This is a genomic window from Streptomyces sp. NPDC088387 (assembly GCF_044753385.1).
GTDB lineage: Bacteria > Actinomycetota > Actinomycetes > Streptomycetales > Streptomycetaceae > Streptomyces.
The window spans coordinates 70,532-87,310 of record NZ_JBIVNC010000002.1; the positions used below are offsets into that span (position 1 = coordinate 70,532).

General features: G+C 71.5%; 16 protein-coding genes. 11 read left to right on the top strand and 5 right to left on the bottom strand.

What is annotated here, in order from left to right:
• Window positions 1–108 precede the first annotated feature (108 nt).
• From ACIQAC_RS04980 to ACIQAC_RS04995, 4 genes are all read left to right on the top strand, one after another.
• Window positions 109–1,041: an NAD(P)-dependent oxidoreductase gene (locus tag ACIQAC_RS04980; protein WP_402187055.1), complete on the top strand. Its 933-nt coding sequence runs from the start codon at window positions 109–111 to the stop codon at window positions 1,039–1,041.
• Between the two features lie 96 nt (window positions 1,042–1,137).
• Window positions 1,138–2,322: an iron-containing alcohol dehydrogenase family protein gene (locus ACIQAC_RS04985; protein WP_402187057.1), complete on the top strand. Its 1,185-nt coding sequence runs from the start codon at window positions 1,138–1,140 to the stop codon at window positions 2,320–2,322.
• A 139-nt stretch (window positions 2,323–2,461) separates the two neighbouring features.
• Window positions 2,462–2,995: a DUF6153 family protein gene (locus ACIQAC_RS04990; protein ID WP_402187059.1), complete on the top strand. Its 534-nt coding sequence runs from the start codon at window positions 2,462–2,464 to the stop codon at window positions 2,993–2,995.
• Window positions 2,996–3,124: 129 nt separating this feature from the next.
• On the top strand, window positions 3,125–3,805 hold the full coding sequence (locus tag ACIQAC_RS04995) for a DUF305 domain-containing protein (protein ID WP_402187061.1): 681 nt from the start codon (window positions 3,125–3,127) through the stop codon (window positions 3,803–3,805).
• A gap of 72 nt (window positions 3,806–3,877) precedes the next feature.
• Here ACIQAC_RS04995 and ACIQAC_RS05000 read toward each other — a convergent pair whose 3' ends face one another.
• Window positions 3,878–4,528: an FMN-dependent NADH-azoreductase gene (locus ACIQAC_RS05000; protein WP_402187063.1), complete on the bottom strand. Its 651-nt coding sequence runs from the start codon at window positions 4,526–4,528 to the stop codon at window positions 3,878–3,880.
• 123 nt (window positions 4,529–4,651) lie between these two features.
• On the opposite strand from ACIQAC_RS05000, the gene ACIQAC_RS05005 reads away from it, so the two are divergent.
• Window positions 4,652–5,026 carry a winged helix-turn-helix transcriptional regulator gene (locus ACIQAC_RS05005; protein WP_402187065.1) on the top strand — a complete coding sequence of 125 codons (375 nt, stop codon included), beginning with the start codon at window positions 4,652–4,654 and terminating at the stop codon, window positions 5,024–5,026.
• 144 nt (window positions 5,027–5,170) lie between these two features.
• On the opposite strand, the gene ACIQAC_RS05010 is transcribed toward ACIQAC_RS05005, so the two are convergent.
• Window positions 5,171–5,764: a short chain dehydrogenase gene (locus ACIQAC_RS05010; RefSeq protein WP_402187067.1), complete on the bottom strand. Its 594-nt coding sequence runs from the start codon at window positions 5,762–5,764 to the stop codon at window positions 5,171–5,173.
• A gap of 259 nt (window positions 5,765–6,023) precedes the next feature.
• On the bottom strand, window positions 6,024–7,142 hold the full coding sequence (locus ACIQAC_RS05015; protein WP_402187069.1) for an amidohydrolase family protein: 1,119 nt from the start codon (window positions 7,140–7,142) through the stop codon (window positions 6,024–6,026).
• Between the two features lie 208 nt (window positions 7,143–7,350).
• Between ACIQAC_RS05015 and ACIQAC_RS05020 the strand changes: the two genes are divergently transcribed.
• Window positions 7,351–8,352: a sigma-70 family RNA polymerase sigma factor gene (locus ACIQAC_RS05020; protein ID WP_402187071.1), complete on the top strand. Its 1,002-nt coding sequence runs from the start codon at window positions 7,351–7,353 to the stop codon at window positions 8,350–8,352.
• A 630-nt stretch (window positions 8,353–8,982) separates the two neighbouring features.
• On the top strand, window positions 8,983–9,471 hold the full coding sequence (locus tag ACIQAC_RS05025) for a peptidoglycan-binding protein (protein ID WP_402187073.1): 489 nt from the start codon (window positions 8,983–8,985) through the stop codon (window positions 9,469–9,471).
• A gap of 111 nt (window positions 9,472–9,582) precedes the next feature.
• Here ACIQAC_RS05025 and ACIQAC_RS05030 read toward each other — a convergent pair whose 3' ends face one another.
• Window positions 9,583–10,008, bottom strand: a complete 426-nt coding sequence (locus ACIQAC_RS05030; protein ID WP_402187075.1) for a hypothetical protein — start codon at window positions 10,006–10,008, stop codon at window positions 9,583–9,585.
• 113 nt (window positions 10,009–10,121) lie between these two features.
• Between ACIQAC_RS05030 and ACIQAC_RS05035 the strand changes: the two genes are divergently transcribed.
• From ACIQAC_RS05035 to ACIQAC_RS05050, 4 genes are read left to right on the top strand one after another with little or no spacing between them, the layout of a single operon-like run.
• On the top strand, window positions 10,122–11,501 hold the full coding sequence (locus ACIQAC_RS05035; RefSeq protein WP_402187077.1) for a hypothetical protein: 1,380 nt from the start codon (window positions 10,122–10,124) through the stop codon (window positions 11,499–11,501).
• Window positions 11,501–12,724, top strand: a complete 1,224-nt coding sequence (locus ACIQAC_RS05040) for a hypothetical protein (RefSeq protein ID WP_402187079.1) — start codon at window positions 11,501–11,503, stop codon at window positions 12,722–12,724. The genes ACIQAC_RS05035 and ACIQAC_RS05040 overlap by 1 nt, the downstream gene beginning before the upstream one ends.
• A gap of 3 nt (window positions 12,725–12,727) precedes the next feature.
• Entirely contained in the window at window positions 12,728–14,377 is a 1,650-nt protein-coding gene (locus tag ACIQAC_RS05045) for a hypothetical protein (RefSeq protein ID WP_402187081.1), read from the top strand.
• Between the two features lie 17 nt (window positions 14,378–14,394).
• On the top strand, window positions 14,395–15,651 hold the full coding sequence (locus ACIQAC_RS05050) for a CHAT domain-containing protein (protein ID WP_402187083.1): 1,257 nt from the start codon (window positions 14,395–14,397) through the stop codon (window positions 15,649–15,651).
• Here ACIQAC_RS05050 and ACIQAC_RS05055 read toward each other — a convergent pair.
• Window positions 15,644–16,519: a DUF3592 domain-containing protein gene (locus ACIQAC_RS05055; RefSeq protein WP_402187085.1), complete on the bottom strand. Its 876-nt coding sequence runs from the start codon at window positions 16,517–16,519 to the stop codon at window positions 15,644–15,646. The two genes, ACIQAC_RS05050 and ACIQAC_RS05055, sit on opposite strands and share 8 nt — an antisense overlap.
• Between the last annotated feature and the right edge of the window lie 260 nt (window positions 16,520–16,779).

Here is a 16,779-nt window from a genome sequence, read left to right on the forward strand (position 1 = left end):
GGCCCGGCTCACCGGTTCACCCCGGACCGGCTCGCACACCCCCCACGCATCTCCGCCCCCACACACATCTCTCCGCTCACACCCCTTCACATTCCAGCGAGGACATAGATGAGGATCGGTTTCATCGGCCTGGGCAACATGGGACGCCACATGGCCCGCCACCTGATCCACGCGGGACACCTGGTCACCGTGCACGACACCCGGCCCGAGGCGGCCGCCGAACATCTGGCGCTCGGCGCCCGGTGGGCCGACACACCCGCCGAGTGCGCCCGGGACGCGGAGTTCCTGGTCACGATGTTGCCCAACCCGCGGATCGTCGAGGACGTGCTGCTGCGCGGCGGCGCGGCACAGGCCCTCCCGGAGGGCGCGCTCTGGATCGACATGTCGACCTCCACACCGGCCGCGGCCGAGCGGGTGGCCGCCGAGGTCCTGGACGCGCGCCGGATACGCCGGCTGGACGCACCGGTCAGCGGGATGGCCCACGGCGCCGAGGCCGGCACCCTCCAGATCTTCGTCGGCGGCCTGGACGACGACTTCCGGATCGCGCTGCCCGCCCTGGAGGCCATGGGCGACCCGGACCGCGTCCTGCACGTGGGCCCGCTCGGCGCCGGCTACACCGTGAAGCTGATGATCAACCTGCTCTGGTTCAGCCATCTCGTCGCCTCGTCGGAGGTGCTCGCGATGGGCGTCAAGGCGGGAGTCGACCTGGGTGTGCTGCGCGGCGCGCTGCTGGCGAGCCCGGCGGCCTCCAACTTCCTGGAGCGGGACATCATGAGTGTGCTCGCCGACGGCGACTACGACGACTCCTTCGCCATGGTCCTCGCCTGCAAGGATCTCGGGCTCGCCGTCGACCTGGGCCGCGACCTGGGTGTGGCGACCGAACTGTCGGCGCTGGTCGAGCAGATCTACCGCCGCTCGAAGGCCCAGCACGGCGATCTCGCCGGCGAGATGAGCCCGGTCCGCCTATACGAGGCCCTGGCGGGACAGGAGTTCCGCCTGCCCAACCCGACCGAAGCCCTGGACGGCGTCCTCACGGCCTGAAGCCACGCGCGGACTCCCCGGTCCTGACGGCCCGAAGCCGCGCGGACTCCCCGAGAAGGGCCCGCCCATCAATCCCCTGGAAGGGGGCCGCACCCCATGTCCACCCCTCAGCGCGACAGCCTCGCCCACGCGTCGCTGAGCGTCGAACCCCCGTGCCGCGTCGAGTTCGGCGCCGGCAGTGTGGCCCGGCTGCCCGAACTGATCGCGTCCGTCGGCCGGCAGCGGGCCTTCGTCGTCACCGACCGCGGACTGCGCGCGGCGGGCGTCGTCGAACGTGTCCTGAAGATCCTGGACTCGGCGGGCGTCGAGTACGCGGTCTACGACGAGGTGGCGCCGAACCCGTCCACCGGGAACGTCGACGCGGGCGCCGCGAAGGCGCGGGCGTTCGGCCCGGCGGCGGTCGTCGCGCTCGGCGGCGGCTCGGTCCTGGACGCGGCGAAGGGCATCTCGCTGCTCGTCGGCAACCCGGACGCGGTGGCCGCCGACGCCGACCATCTGTGGGACGCGGCGGACGGACTGCCGCTCGTCGCGATCCCCACCACGTCCGGCACGGGCGCCGAGACCAACGGGTTCGGGGTGATCGAGGACGCCGAGGCACACCGCAAGGTGTACATCGGGCACCCGTCGGTGAAGCCGCGGATCGCCCTGCTGGACCCGGAGCTGACACTCGGCCTGCCCGGTCCGGCGACGGCGGCGACCGGTATCGACGCGCTGGTGCACGGCATCGAGTCGCTCGCCTCGCGCGGCGCGAACCCGTTCTCCGTCGCCTACGCCACCCAGGCCGTGGCCATGGTGAGCCGGGCCCTGCCGCTCGCGTACCGGGACGGTGCCGACCTCGAAGCGCGCGCCGAGCTGATGATGGGCGCGCATCTCGCGGGCCAGGCGCTCACCTTGTCCGGCCTGGGTCTGGTGCACGGCATCGGCCACTCCCTCACGGCCCACACCGGCACCCCGCACGGGGTGGCGCTGGCGGCCGTACTGGAGGAGGTCATGGAGTTCACCGCACCGGCCGCGGCCGACGCGTACGAGCGGGCGGGCCGGGCGATGCGGCTGGCCACGCCGGCCGACGGCGACTGGGCACGCGCCTGTGTGGCGGCGGTACGGGAACTCTCCGGCGCGCTGGACATCAAGCGGCCGCTGGTCGCGCTGGGCGCCGATCGCGCGATGCTCCCGTCGATCGCGGCGGGCGCGGTGGCCGACGCCGTCACGAAGAACGCCCCGCGTCTGCCCGGCGAGGCCGACGTACTGGAGATTCTGGGGCGGACGTACGGGGGAGGATGAAGCGAGGGCGGCAGAGCTGCTGCGGGGCGCGACCTTCGTGACGGACGGTCGCGCCCGTTCCCTTTTCGGCGCCCGCGCGGCTCGGCTCCGAGTGCGCCCACCCGCAGGGCGCGTCACCGGCGCCCCTAGGATGGCGACCGTGACCAGCACCCGGCAGTGGACCGGCCGACGCCCGGCGGGGCGGGCGGCGCTGCTGCTGGTGTTCGCGGTACTGGCCGGGGTGTTCGCGATGCACGGGCTCGCTCCCGGGGGCGCGCCCCCGGGGCCCGCCGGGCACGGCACCGTGGCGATGGGCGCCGGGCACGAGGCGGGTCCGGCCGGTGCCCGGGAAGACGCGGCCGACGCCGACGGGCGTACGACCCCTGCGCCCCCTACGACTCTCACGGCCGACCGGCACGCGCCCCCGGTGTCCGGCAGCCACTCGCCCCGCCTGTCCCCCGACTCGCCCCACACCTGCGTCCATGTCGCCGACGGCGGCACGTCCGGGCACGTGCGGCATGCCGACGGCACCTGTGCGGCGAGCGGGGTCTCATCCTCGTACGCCCCGCCGGTCCTCGCCGTCGTTCCGGCCACGACGGCCGCACCGCCGGTCCCGGCGGGCCGGGCGACCGCCGCCACCGAGATCGGGCGGGCGCCGCCCGATCTCGCGCTTATACAACTCCTGCGGATCTAGAGCCACCCGCACGGCACTCCCCTGCGCCGCCGGCCCCGTCGGCACGTCAGGGAGGTGTGCCGTGCTCCGGCCCATCTCCGCACGGCCTCAGCGCGCAGATCGGCGCGCAGCAAAGGGAGTTGTACCAGCATGACCGCACACCGTTCGTTCCTCCGCCGTGCCGCCTTCGGGGCGGCCGTTGCCGGCACCGCCGTCGTCCTGGCGGCCTGCGCATCCGGATCCGCCGACGGGGGCTCCGCCGGACACGGCGGGCACACCGGATCCACCGCGGCCCCGTCCGCCTCAGGTCAGTCGAATCGGTCGGATGAGTCGAATCAGTCGGATCAGTCGGATCAGTCGGACGAGCACAACGCCGCGGACGTCTCGTTCGCGCAGGGGATGATCCCGCATCACCGGCAGGCGGTGGAGATGGCCGGTCTGGCCGCCACCCGTGCCGGGTCCTCCGAGGTCAAGGAGCTCGCCGAGGAGATCAGGAAGGCGCAGGACCCGGAGATCGAGACGATGACCGGGTGGCTGAGGGCGTGGGGCGAGCAGGTCCCCGCCGACGGCGGTGTCTCGGGGCACGGAGGTCACTCCATGGCCGGGATGATGACCGACCAGGAGATGGACGGCCTGGAGAAGGCGTCCGGCGAGGCCTTCGACAGGGCGTTTCTGACCTTCATGGTCGAGCACCACGAAGGCGCGGTCGAGATGGCCGGGACCGAGCAGCGCGACGGGGCCCACGGCCCCGCCAGGGAGCTGGCAGGCGCCGTCGTCACCGCTCAGACGGCCGAGATCGCCCGGATGAACAAGCTGCTCGGCACGGGCTGACCGGACATACGCACGTGTGCCGTCCGGCGGCCGCGCCCCAGGGCGCCGGACGGCGTACGTGTCGCCTGTCGGTCAGGCGGCGAGGCGTGCGGCGAGCTGCTTCGCCTTTGCCTCGGCCTCCTCGAAGGACCGGTCCCGGGAGGCCTCGAAGAGCGGGACCAGCTCGGCCATCGCCGGGGTGTGCGGGGCCATGGTGAGCTCCGGGACGATGAAGTGCGGCTCCAGACCGAGGGCCTCGCCGAGCACCAGGCCCAGGTAGTTCTGCACGTACTCCGAGTTCTCCCGCGGGGTCCCCGGACCGTAGGCGCCGCCGCGGCTCGCGACGACGGTGACGGGCGTGCCCTTGGCGGACGGGTCCGGACCGGCGGTGCGCCCGAAGAGGATGACGTTGTCCAGCCACGCCTTGAGGGTGGAGGGAATCGAGTAGTTGTACATCGGCGCGCCGATCAGCAGCGCGTCCGCCCGCTCGAACTCCTCGATGAGCCGCAGCCGCTCGGCGAAGGCGTCGGTCTGCTCGGCCGTGCGGGCCTCGGGATCGGAGAAGCCGGCCAGGTGCGCGTCGGCGGTGATGTGCGGGGCCGGGTTCACGGCGAGGTCGCGGTAGACCACGGTGCCGCCGGGGTGCTGCTCCTGCCATGTCTTGCGGAAGGCGGTGGTGACGGCACGCGAGGAGGACGCCTCACCGGCGAAGACGGACGAGTCGATGTGCAGGAGGGTGGCCATGGGTGTCTCCAGGGAAAGAGTGCCCCAAGCAAAGGGAAGGGGCTGCGATCTGGTACTCGACTATTGATAACACAGGGGCTTACTTTTTTTCATCCCCTGACGGCGAGGAGTACTCTTTGCCACATGGCGGACACGGAGATTCACGGCACGGATGCGTGCAAGCAGGTGGACAAGGGCATCAGCCGTGTCTTCCAGCTGCTCGGCAAGCGCTGGACCGGGCCGATCGTGGCCGTCCTGGTGGCGCAGCCCGCCGGATTCTCCGATCTGCGCCGGGCCGTGCCCGGGCTCAGCGAGCGCATGCTGTCCGACCGCCTGAGCGAGCTCGGCGCCGCGGGACTGGTCGTCCGCGAGGTGGACGAGGGCCCGCCCCTACGGGTCTCCTACCGGCTCACGGCGGCGGGGGCGGCCCTGGAACCGGCCCTCCAGGAACTCGGCCGATGGGCCGAGGAGCATCTGCCGGAGGCGGAGAGCGAACCGGGGTGCGTCCCCCGGGACTGACACGACCCGGCCCCGCGCGACGGACGGGGCACGCGGGGCCGGGCAGGACGCACACGGTCGATTGGACGGGCATCCCGGCAATGACTTCACCGGACGGTGAATCTACTCTTTCCGCAGGTCAACACCTGTCGACGCTCCGGGCGGTCAGCGGGGCGAAGGGGTCAGCGTCTGTCCCTGCATCTGTCCTATGACTGCCTCGACATAGGTATGGGCGACGTCGCTCAGCGGTGTGCCTCCCCTGGTGTCCATACCGAGCTTCTCGAGCGTCTCGGTCACCCACCCCGGGCTGACGACGTTCGCTCTCAGCCCGCGGGGCATCTCGATGGCCGCGGCTCGGACGAACGCCTCCAGTCCGGCATTGACAAGAGCGCCGAACGAGCCGCCCGGTGTGGGCTCCCGAAAGGTACCGCTGGTGAGGGTGATGGAACCCCCGTCCCGCACGTGATCCACCGCCCGGCGCAGCAGCGTCACCTGTCCCAGCAGTTTGCCTTTCAGTCCGAGAGTGAACTCGTCGTCCGAAGGGGATGCGAGTGGGGTCAGCGGAGCGTTGGCCGCGCAGCAGATGACCGCGTCCACTGCGCCGACAGTGTCGAAAAGGGCGTCGATGGAGGCGGGTTGTTCCAGGTCGACAGATGTGCTGCCGTTGCGTGAAGCCCGTATCACGCAATGCTCGGTCTCCAACGCGTCTGCGACCGCACCGCCGATGGTGCCGGTCGCCCCGATCACGATGATCTTCATGCTGTTTTCCACTCTCCTCGGGATGCAGCAACGACAGCCCTGCGGACGGCCCGGCCGTGGACAGCTGACCACGACCAGGCTGACATCTCCCGCTCAGATTCAGCAGCGGTAGCCGATCGCCTGGTCCCCCACTGGCTCGGCTGCTCCGCTCCGTCCAGAGGATCAAACGCATCCTTCGGAGAGGCCGGACCGTGGACAACGACCAACAACCCCTGGCCATCACCGTGGACAGGATCCCGCACAGTCGATGAAGAGATGGTCAGCGGGCTTGACGGACCCCGCGCCGCCAGACGGCGGTGCGGGAGGAGAGGGCGGAGATGTCCCGGGTCGGGTCACCTTCGATCAGGAGCAGGTCCGCGCGCATGCCGGGGGCGATACGGCCCCGGTCCGCCAGGTCGAAGTGAAGGGCCGGAACGCTGGTCGCGGAAGCGAGTACCTCCTCGGCGCTGAGGCCGGCCTGGGTGAGCAGCCACAGTTCACGGTGGAGGCCGGCGCCGTGAGCGGGCACGAACGGGGTGGCGTCGCTCCCGGCGAGGAGCGGGACGCCCGCCCGGTGCAGCGCCCGCAGCGCGCCGACTGCGTTGGTGTAGTGGCCGGTGTGTGAGCACCGGGCTGTGCCGGGGCGTTGGGCGGTGATCGCCTCGAAGTACGCGAGTGTCGTGACGACGAAGACACCCTGGGCATGGATCCGTTCGGCCAACCTTCGTGAGGCCGGGGCCTTGGGGGCGAGGTCGGCCCACACGTGGGCGAGGCCGTCCACACCGGCGTCGAGCGCGATGTTCGCCTCGGCGGCGGTGACCGTGTGCGCGATGACCCGCAGGCCGGCGTCGTGTGCCGCCTCGGTGAGCGCGGTCGCGACCGCGGGGGTCATGACCGGGAGGTCGGTGCCGTGCACCGTTCCGTCGTCAATGATGATCTTGAGGTAGTCGGCGCCTTCCTCAAGCCTGGCCCGGACGAAGTGCGGAGCCTGCGCGGGGTCGGTGACGAATTCGATCTCCGTCACGTCGCTCGGGTCGATTACGGTGCCGACCAGGGAGGCCAGCAGTGGGATCGGGTGCCCGCCGGGTGCTGTGGCGACAGTTCCGGCACTGCGCAGGTCGGCCACGTCGTCGCGGTGGTCCGCAAGTTCCCGGTACCGGGCCAGCGGCCGTGGGAGGCAGAACATGTCGAGCTCGGAGGTCACCCCGTAGCGCAGCGCCTCGGCCGAACTCCCGTCGAACGTGTGGGTATGGGCATCGATCAGCCCCGGCATCAGCGTTTCGCCCCGCGCGTCGATCTCGACATCGGCCGCTCCGGCAGCAGCGGCGCCAACCGCGATGATGAGGCCGTCCTCCAGCATCACGTCCGTGGCCGCGATGACGCGTTCGCCATCGAACACGCGAGCACCGTGAATCCGTGTACGCATCGAAGTCCTCCTGTGCTGACGTCCGAGGAGGTCCCTCCTCCCCGGACAGCACCGCAGAGAGAAGACGGGTGCCAACTGTGACATCGGCGGGGGCGACAGTGATGTGGCTCACGATCGGGGCCGTCCACGTCACACTCGCGGCACGACGACGCTCTTCGGTCCTGCACACGAGGAGGCACAGATGACATCCGCCCCATCACCAGACCCGACGGCCGACAGCGTTACCGACCAGTTCCTTGGACATCGCGAGCTGCTGTTCTCGGTGATCTACAACATGCTCGGCAGTGTCTCCGAGACAGAGGACGCGCTCCAGGACGTGTGGCTGGCGTGGTCCGCCCGCCACCGCGAGCCGGACGCCGAGCCCGTCCACAACGCGCGGGCCTATCTTGTACGCATCGCGGCGAATCGTGCCCTCGCCCGGCGCGTGGACATGAGCCGCAGGCGAGAGACCTACATCGGCTCCTGGCTTCCTGAACCCCTGGTGACGGCCGAAAGCGATGTCACGGACGGTGCCGAGCGCGCCGAGGCGCTGTCCATGGCCGTGCTGGTCGTGCTGGAAAACCTGTCGCCGCTGGAACGCGCCGTGTTTGTGCTGCACGAGGTATTCGGGTTCGCCCACCCGGAGATCGCACGCATTCTGGACCGCTCCCCGACGGCGGTGCGCCAGATCGCCACCCGGGCACGCCGCCATGTCCGCGCGAACCGCCCCCGCCACCGACCCGAGCCGGCCCTGCACGCCGAGGTCACCGAGCGATTTGCCGCGGCCGCGCTGGGCGGAGACCTTCGTGCGCTTCTGGAAGTTCTGGCCCCCGATGTGACGCTGTGGACCGACGGAGGCGGCCTCGGCCCCGCGGTCAGCCTGCGTCCCGTCCACGGCCGCGACCAGGTCGCCGCGATATTCATGGCGATCGCCCGTGCGCTGCCCCCGGAGGGGCTGGACGTCCACTATCGGTGGGCGGCCCAAGACCCTTGTGCGCTCATCTTCTCCGGCGACAGTCCGCTCGCCGCCGTGATCGTCGACCTCGCTCCCGGCGCGGACCGGATCGCCGGGATCTTCGCCGTCACCAACCCGAACAAGCTCTCGGGCATCCGATCCGGCCTCGGCGTCCGGGGATCGGGGGTGCCTGCGACCGAGCCGGACCAGGGAGGTCACATCGGCGACATGAAGACGGCAGCCGAATGACGCGTCAGCAGGGTCTGCGCGGAGTCAGCAAGAGTGCTGCCACAGCCACCCACAGACGGACACACCGTGGAGTGAAGCGGCACCTCGCACCGGGTTTACAACGCTCCCCGCCGCCCTCCCGCAGCAGACGGGCACGTGGAGGTGGCTGACGACAGCACGCCGCCCGACCGCCATCGAACAACCAGCCATTCGGCCGGCTCAGCGCACTCTTCCCCGCGGTTTCATGGGTGTCGCCGGCTCGCGCTGCGGGGTACCCACGGGCACCAGCAGGTGGCCGGCGCGGATGTGCGGCGAGGCACCCGCGGAAGTGATCGCAGCCCGCAACAACCGGTCTTCTCCGGGCGCACCGGCGGTGGAGATCGTCCGGCATGACCTATCAGAACCCACCTTTGACCCTCTGCTGATCTCGTCTACAAGCACCTGTGGAGTGCTCGGGGGCGGCTTCTCGTGGTCGCGGCGGTAGCGGCCGTCGAGGTTACCGAAGTCGCGGCTGTAGCACGGCTGACCAAGTTCCCTGCACGGACGGCCAAGTCCGCAGCCCACGGTGACCTTAGGGTGCGAAAGCGGCCTCGGAGACACACAAGTCACCGGTGTGCCGCGGCCTGTCCTCGCAAGGAAGTCGGATCGTTCATGAGAGCCCGCAAGCTCGCGTCAAGCCTTCTTTCCGTGGCCGTGCTGGCGGCCGGCGTGGTGGCCCTGACACCGACGTCGGCAGCCGCCGCGACCCCCAAATGCACCCGCCAGGTCGAGATGAAGCCAAGAGCCGGCTACTCGTATTTCATGCTCATCCCGAAGTCGGCCACCACGGTCAACTGCTACATGAACACTGGAACGCAGAACGCCGGCGTCACCGCACTACAGACGGCGCTCGTGTACTGCTACAACGCCACCAAGGGCCCCGAAGGCGGATACTTCGGCCCCGGCGACATCGACGGCGTCTACGGGAACGACACCAAGCTCGCGCTGGAATCCGTGCAAGTCACGCTCTTCCCACAGGAATTGAGCATGCACGACGGGATCTACGGCTCAAGGACCGCGGCCGTGCTGCAATTCCCCTGGCACAACCCGAGCAACGACCGGATCATGGACACGTGCACGAGGCGGGACGGGACCGGCTGACCCGGAAGAGGCTCAGGCGGTGCGCGGCGCCGAAGCCGGGCGACTCCGGCGCCCGGCTGTCGAAGGTGCGCGGGGTGGTCGCGCTCGCCGGCACCTCGTACGGCCGTGTCGTCACGGTGTCACCCCGTCTCCCGCGTAGAGGTAGCCGCCGGGGTTGGCCGGGTCCGCGATCAGTAGTACCTGGTCACCGGAGCGGGGGATGCGCAGTTTCGACACGATGGTCTGGAGCGTGATCGGGTCGGCGGTGACCCCGGTCAGCTGGAGGACCAGGTCGACGACCGGGTCGTAGTTGACCATCTTGCCGGTGTCGCTGATGGACACGACGACCGCGGGGACCGTCGGCACACCCATGGCGAGCAGCTGCTGCACGGTGGCACCGGACTGGTACGCGCCGAGCGACTGCTGGAGCTTGGCGTAGTCCTCGCCGCCGAGCGTCGCGCGCGTCATCCGGCCGTAGAAACCCTTACCGCCCGCCACCTGCTCCGCGATCTTGGCCGCCTTCTCCTCGCGGCTCTTGCCCTTGCCGAAGATTCCCATGCTGTGCCTGCCCTTCCGGTCCGTTCTGCCTGGTGATGTGGACATTAGGAGGCGGGCAGCGCCTACCGATCCCAGGTTCGACCACCGGTTCCCCCAGGACGTACGCTCGAGCCATGTCGTCCCCGAGCAGGCCGTCGACCGGCGAACGCCGTCCGCGCGCCATGGTCATCGACCGGGCCTGGCGCGGCCTCGGGCCGGGTCCTCAGGCGCTGAGCGGTCCCGGTGGCGCGCCGCTGACCCGGACGGTCAAGCTGATCGTGCTGCCGCTGATCGTCCGGCCCGCGCTGCGTCCGGAACTCGCCGCCGACTTCCTCGACGCGCGGGAGGCAGCGCAACTCGACGCGCTGATACGGGAGTCCGGTGCGGTGCTGGCGGCGACGGCACAGTGGTTCACGCTGCTGAAGAAGACCCGCCGAGCCCTGGGGATCGTGGCGGGCAACCCCCAGGACCTGTATTTCCAGCGGTGCTTCGAGCTGGCGACCGAGCACGGGACGCCGGGGCCCGGCGCGGACGCGGTGGCGAGAGGGGTACTCGAAGACGTCGTGGACGCCTCCGGCGGACGGACCGTCGAGGCGCTGAGGGAACATCTCGCGGACGCCGCCCGGCGCGCCCGGCTCGACGCCGAGCTGGCGGCGGCGTGGGACGGACGCGAAGCGGTATCGGATCCCTTCGATACGGGCCTGGCGGCCGAGGTTCTCGAGAACTGCGGCGCGGCGGGGACGGCGAGAGCTGATTCGTCGGCCTTCGCCGCCATGGTCCGCGCCGGGCACGGCAGCCTGCTGGGGCGAGCCCTGTGGGCGGCTCACCCGACCGACGTCTGGGACCGCTCCGACGTACCCCCGCACCTCGGACTGACCGCGCACCCCGTGCCCCCGCGCCCCGAGGTCGGCCGGAGCGCCTCGACCGCCACCCTCCCCGCGCCGTTCGACCGCACGCTCTTCGAACGGCTCTTCACCGTGCTCCAGGCCTCGGCCCACCGCGAGGAACTGCCGACCGTGCCCGAGCTCGTCCGGCGGGAGGCCGGCCGCAGCTGCGCCCCGCTCGGCCTGCACGACGAGAGCCTGCGCGTCACCGTCGTACTCGGCGGCCGGCTCGCGGTGGGCCTCGATCCGCTGGGCGCCGGGGCCTCGGTGGCGGGGTCGACGGCGGCGCACCGCATCGTCAACAGCCGCTGGCAGCGGGAGGCTTCGGTCCTCCGGGCCCGCAGAATGACCGTCTCCCCCCGCCCCGACCCGGACGGCGGTGTGCTGAACACCCTCGCCCAGGACCTGCGCACCCCGTGGACCGCGTACATGCGGCGCCTCTGGGTACGGCTGCACGGGCGCGACGTCCGTAACGCGGAGCTGCCCGACGCGGCATCGGCCTGGAGCGTGCTCGACGGGGTCGCCCGCTCGGTGATGATGGACCACCGCGCACGGGTCCGTACGGCACTGCGCACCCTGTCGGTGACCGCCGTGCCCGCCGCGACCGCCGCCGAGCCGAGGAGCGCGTGATGCCTGAACGGCGCTGTGCCATCACGTGGGCCGAGGACGGCGTCATACGGATCGACGGCCCGGCTGCCGGGCCCGCCTTCACCCGGGCCGTTCTCGATGTCGCGGGCGCCGTACTGACCTGGCCCGTCCTCGGCCCAACAGGCTGGCCGGCAGCGGAGATCCACGACGTGGGGCAGGCCCAGCAGTGGCTGTGGGCGGTCTACGGCGAGGGTACGGCCGCCGCTGTCGATGCCTTCGCGTCAGGGGCCCCGGCCGCCGCCGAACCGGTGCTGCCCGAGCAGCCGACCGCTCTCGCCGAGGCCGCCGCCCACCTCGCCCTCGGGCACTGGGCGGCCCGCTGGTGGCCGACGTCGCACCTGGACGGGATTCCCGCGCTCGAACCGGACGTACTGGGCCTTGAGTTGGCCGCCCTGACCCACAAATGCCAGCAACTCTTCGATGAATCGAGCGAGTTGGAGGGTACCGAACTGCTGGAGGAGCACCTCGCCGCGCTCGACCCACTGATCCGTTGGCGGCGGTCGGCGGCGCCGCCTCGCCAACTGGACCGTGTTCTGCGGCTGATCGACGACGCGGCCGACAACGCCGGGCTGGACGGAGAGTCGCTACGGCACCTCCGGTCGGCCCTGGAACAGGACCACAGGCCGGCCGCCACAACCGCCACACCGCTCGACCTCGCCGAACTCTTCGTACGTCAGCAGGAGTTCGCCCTCGCGGCAGGCAGTTCCCGCATCACGACTGGCCGCGTGATCGCCCGGGGATCGGGGACCAACGACTGGTGCCGCTATCCGCCCGGCTTCGTCGACGCCGCCGAGAACGCCGTGTCCTGGACCGCGTTCGCGCTCGGCGCCGGGCGGCGGATCGAGGTCGAGGTCGTCGCCGACATCGCGGCCCCCACGGGTGGGGTGCACCTCGCGGCGGAGGTCCACGTGGACGGCGGCCCGCCGAACCGCGTGCTGCTGCCCAGGCAGGAGGACATGTGGGCCGGCCGGGCGGACCTGGACATCCCGGCCTCGACGACACCGGGCATCGAAGTCGGCATCCTGCTGCCGGGGTTCGACCCGGGACCGGGCGCCGACGACCGTGCGGCACGTGAGGCGGTACGAGCCCTGGCCCGGCACCGGCTCGACGTCGCGGCCGCACCGCACGACAACGAGGCCGCGCACCCGGACCACCCCTTCCTCGCCGAGATCGTGGCCGCCAATGCCGTGGAGGAGGACTTCTAGCCCATGCCGGAAGAGCCGGAAGCCCCAGAGGACGCGCAAGACGCGGCGGAACAGGAAGAGCAGGCGGCGGCGCTCAGCTACGGCGAGCCCTTCGACAGCGGCTTCGCGCTCGCCGAACACCATCAACACACCCCGGACATCCCCGCAGCGCTGGCCGTCTACGGCGAACTCCTCGCCGTGGCCGAGTCGTTCGAGGACTCCCCCGACGTACGACTCCTGCGTGGGCACCTGTGGTCCAACATCGGGACGGTTCAGCTCGCGGCCACGGATCTGCCCGGGGCGGGCGTCTCCATCGGGCAGTCCCTCGATCTGGTGCGGGGCATCGCGTCCGAGCCGATGGGACCGAACGGCCGCCAGGTGTGGCTGGAAGTCCTGCTGAAGACACTCATGGCCAGGGTCGAACTGCTGCGCAGGACCGGGCAGTTCGACGAGGCGCAGGAAGCGATGGACGAGGCGACGGGACTGTTGTCGGAGTTCGACGACCCCGAGGGGCTGCGTACCGCCGAGATCGGCCTGAGCCGGGTGCATCTGCTGATGGACCGCGGTGCGTGGGGCGCCGCCGAGGAGCTGGCCTCGGCGCTGCTGGCCGACGCGCCGTCGACCGAGCCGTATCTGCTGGACTGTCTGGGCGTCGTCTGCGCCTCGACCGTGCGGTTCGAGCAGGCGGAGGACTACTTCGCCCGCGCGGAGGAGGCCCATCTGGCGCTGGGCCACCAGGCGGGGCGCCAACAGGTGCTGTCCCACCGGGCGTACGCCGCGCTGCGGGCGGGCGACTTCGACCGCGCGGAGGAGTTGTACACGCAGGCCGCCGAGATCTTCGAACGGCAGGGCCAGGCCGAGGACTTGGCGGTCTGCGAACAGGCCCGTGCCGCCATCGCCGCACACCGTGGGGACGCGGCAGGGGCCGCCGCTCTGACGGCGTCCAGCCTGGCCCGCTTCCAGCAGGTGGGGGCCGCGATCGCCGCCGCCGACACCATGCTGCTGGGCGCCCGGCACGCGTACGAGCGCGGCGACATCGACGAGATGAAGCGGCTGGCCCAGGGAGCGCGGGACGTGTATCAGGAGCGCGGGGTGTACGAGCGGTGCGCCCAGGTGGACCTGATGCTGGCGCGTGCCCTTGAGGACAACCTGAACCGGACCGACCACGGCGTCCACGAACGCACCTCGCTCGCCACCGCGCTCTCCCTGGCCCTGCCCGCCGCCCTGGCCTTGGAGGCGGCCCGCTACGAGTTCGCCACCGCCCACGCCCGCAGCCAGTGGCTTCAACTGGCCGACGAGGCGATGCAGTTGGTCTTCCGCCTGGCCCTCCGCGGCAACGACCAGGGGCTGATCTTCGAGCTGGTGGAACACCGGTGCGCGGGCGCCTCCCTGGCGCTGAGCCGTACGTCCACCACCGGCAAGGCGGCGGCGGTCTTCCCGGACGCCGCCATGAAGACGTACGCCCCCGATGACGGCGCTCCCCTGACGCTGGGCGGCATCGCGGCCGAGGCCGCCGCCTCCGTCGGCCTGCGCGTCGCACCGCCGCCGAGGATCGTGATGTCGGCGGCGGGCGGCCGTACCGCGCTCCAGGAGTACGTCCAGGCAGCCGAGTTCCGCTATCACCGGCGGATCGTGAGCGAGGAAGAGGTGCCGTTCTGTCCGCCGACGATCTGACCGACCCGAACCGTCCGGTGGTCCAGGTCCGCCTCGCCGACGCCGGTGATCTGCACATGACCTGGACCTGGACCCGTGGGGCGCAGGGCTTCGGCACCGGGCACGCCCCGGGGCCGGACGTGGACGAGGCGATCCGCGCGCTGGCCGCCGAACTGCCGGGCGGCGGCACGGAAGGCATGCGGCGCGCGTTCGAGTCCGGGGCGCTGGCCACGTACGAGAAGGAGCACCGCCTCTTCCGCATGCTGGCCGAGGTGCTGTGGCCGCCGGGCCTGACCGACCAGATCCGCCAGGTCTCCGCCCACCTGGGCCGTCCGCTGATGCGGCTCCAGCCGTCGCCGCGGGTCGCCCAGATCCCGTGGGAGCTGCTGGCCGTGGACGGCGACGACAGCGACGTACGGCTGATCGACCTCGTGGACATCGCCACCACGGCACCGGCATCACTACGACGGCCAGGCACCACCCCGAACAACCAGGACCCTGACCCTGACTCTGACTCGGACGCCGTGGTTCTCGTCCTGGACCCCCGTGTCCCCGGCTTCCGCGCCGACTCCCCGCTCGGCTCGGTCCTGGGACAGCCCGGCTCGGACCCGGCGCTGCTGTCCCTCGTGCGGCGAAGGCTCGACGCGGGCACCGTCGTACCGTCCGTCGCCACCCCCGCCGAGGCCTTCCGCCGCACCGACCTCGACCGTGACTGGCTGGGCGAGGCGCTGCGCAAGGGTGCCCGTCGCCTGATGTACGTCGGTCACGTCAGCGGTGCCCCGGTCGAGGGCGGGCAGAGCGAGGACGTCACGCTCCACCTGTGCTGCGGCCCTCGGACGACGGGGATGGCGGAACCGGTGCGCACCCACCGCCCGTTGTCGGCCAAGGACCTTCTCCTCGGCACACTCCCATTGCGCGCGGACGGTGTGCCGGGCGCCCATCTCTGGCCCGCACCACCGCGCGTCGCGCTGATCGCCTGCGAGAGCGGCGGCGATCTGCGCTTCGCGGAGTCCTTCGGCCTGGCGACGGCGATGATCCACAACGGCGCCCATCTGGTCACCGCCACTCGCTGGGTGCTCCCCACCAGCTTCGCCTTCCACCGCCTGGCCGGTGTGCCGGAGTCCGTACGGCCGCTCACGGAGGCCGTGGTCGCCGTGGACGCGGCCCACGAGGACCAGGATCCGGTCCGTCATCTCGGCGCCTGGCAGCGCCGGCAGCTCGACCAGTGGCGCGCCGGCGGCCGGATCGAGCACTCGCCCCTCCTGTGGGCGGCGCTGACCTGCATCGTCAGGTGAGGGGCCAGGGGTGGTGGAGGCAGTACGCGCCCATCCCGATCGCGGCGGTCCCGGCGACCAGCAGGGTGGCGATGAACCTGATGTTCCACGTGCGCTCATGGCGTTCGTGGTCGGGGTCGGCGGTGAGGAGGGACGGGTCGGCGGGCGCGTAACGGACGGGGAGGTCACGGCCGAGGGACCGGGCGATGTTCCGGATGCCCTGCGTGCACAGCGCGGTGACCTCGACGCCCTCGTGAGTGGTGAAGGCGACGACGGAGGCGTGGCTGACGCTCTCGCCGCCTTCGCCGTCGGAATGGACGTCCCTGGTGACGGCGACCACGCGGCCCTGCACGGTGACTCCCGCGGCCAGTCGGGCGGCGCGGGCGCGGACGTACTCGCTGTCCCGGCTCAACACGGCGACGAGCAGCAGCAGTCCACCGGCGCAGATCAGCCCCCACTGCCAGCCCCACGTGAAGAACGACTGGACGACCAGCCCCAACACCAGCAGGATCACCATGCAGTTCGGACCGCCGGTCCCGGAGGTCCGCCCCTCGCTGTCCAGCATGAGGTAGAACCGCTCGGGCCGCCGCCGCGGGAAACGGACCAGGAACTCCTGGCCCACCCAGGCCACCAGCACCCGGTCGCCACGCCTGTTCTCGTGCCGGAGCGTGAACTCCCGCCCGGTTCCGGGGTCCTGGTACACGATCGTCACGGGTATCCCGTGGTTCCCCGACTCACCGTGTCCCGGCGGATGCACCTCCACGACCCGAGCCGTCACCCACACCGCCCGCTGCGGCCGGGTCAGCCCGGCCAGCGAACCCGCATAACCCACCAACGCCAGCCCGGCGGGCACCGTCCACCACAGCCCGAGCATCGTCCGCACGTCCATCCGGCGAGGCTCTCGCCGCCGGGACTCCTACCGATCCCAGGTACGAGTCGGATACCGATCCCAGGTACGAGTCGGACCGGCCGTCTCCTCCGATCCGGTCGCCCGACGCGTACCGGGCGATCCGCGGGATCCTGTACGGCAACCGGCGCCTCGACCAGATCGTCCGCAGCGCCGGCGCTCCCGCGACCACCTCGCCGCCGGACTGCGCGCGCTGCCGGCCCGGGGTGACCGGTGGGCCTCGGTGACGGGACGAACAGGAG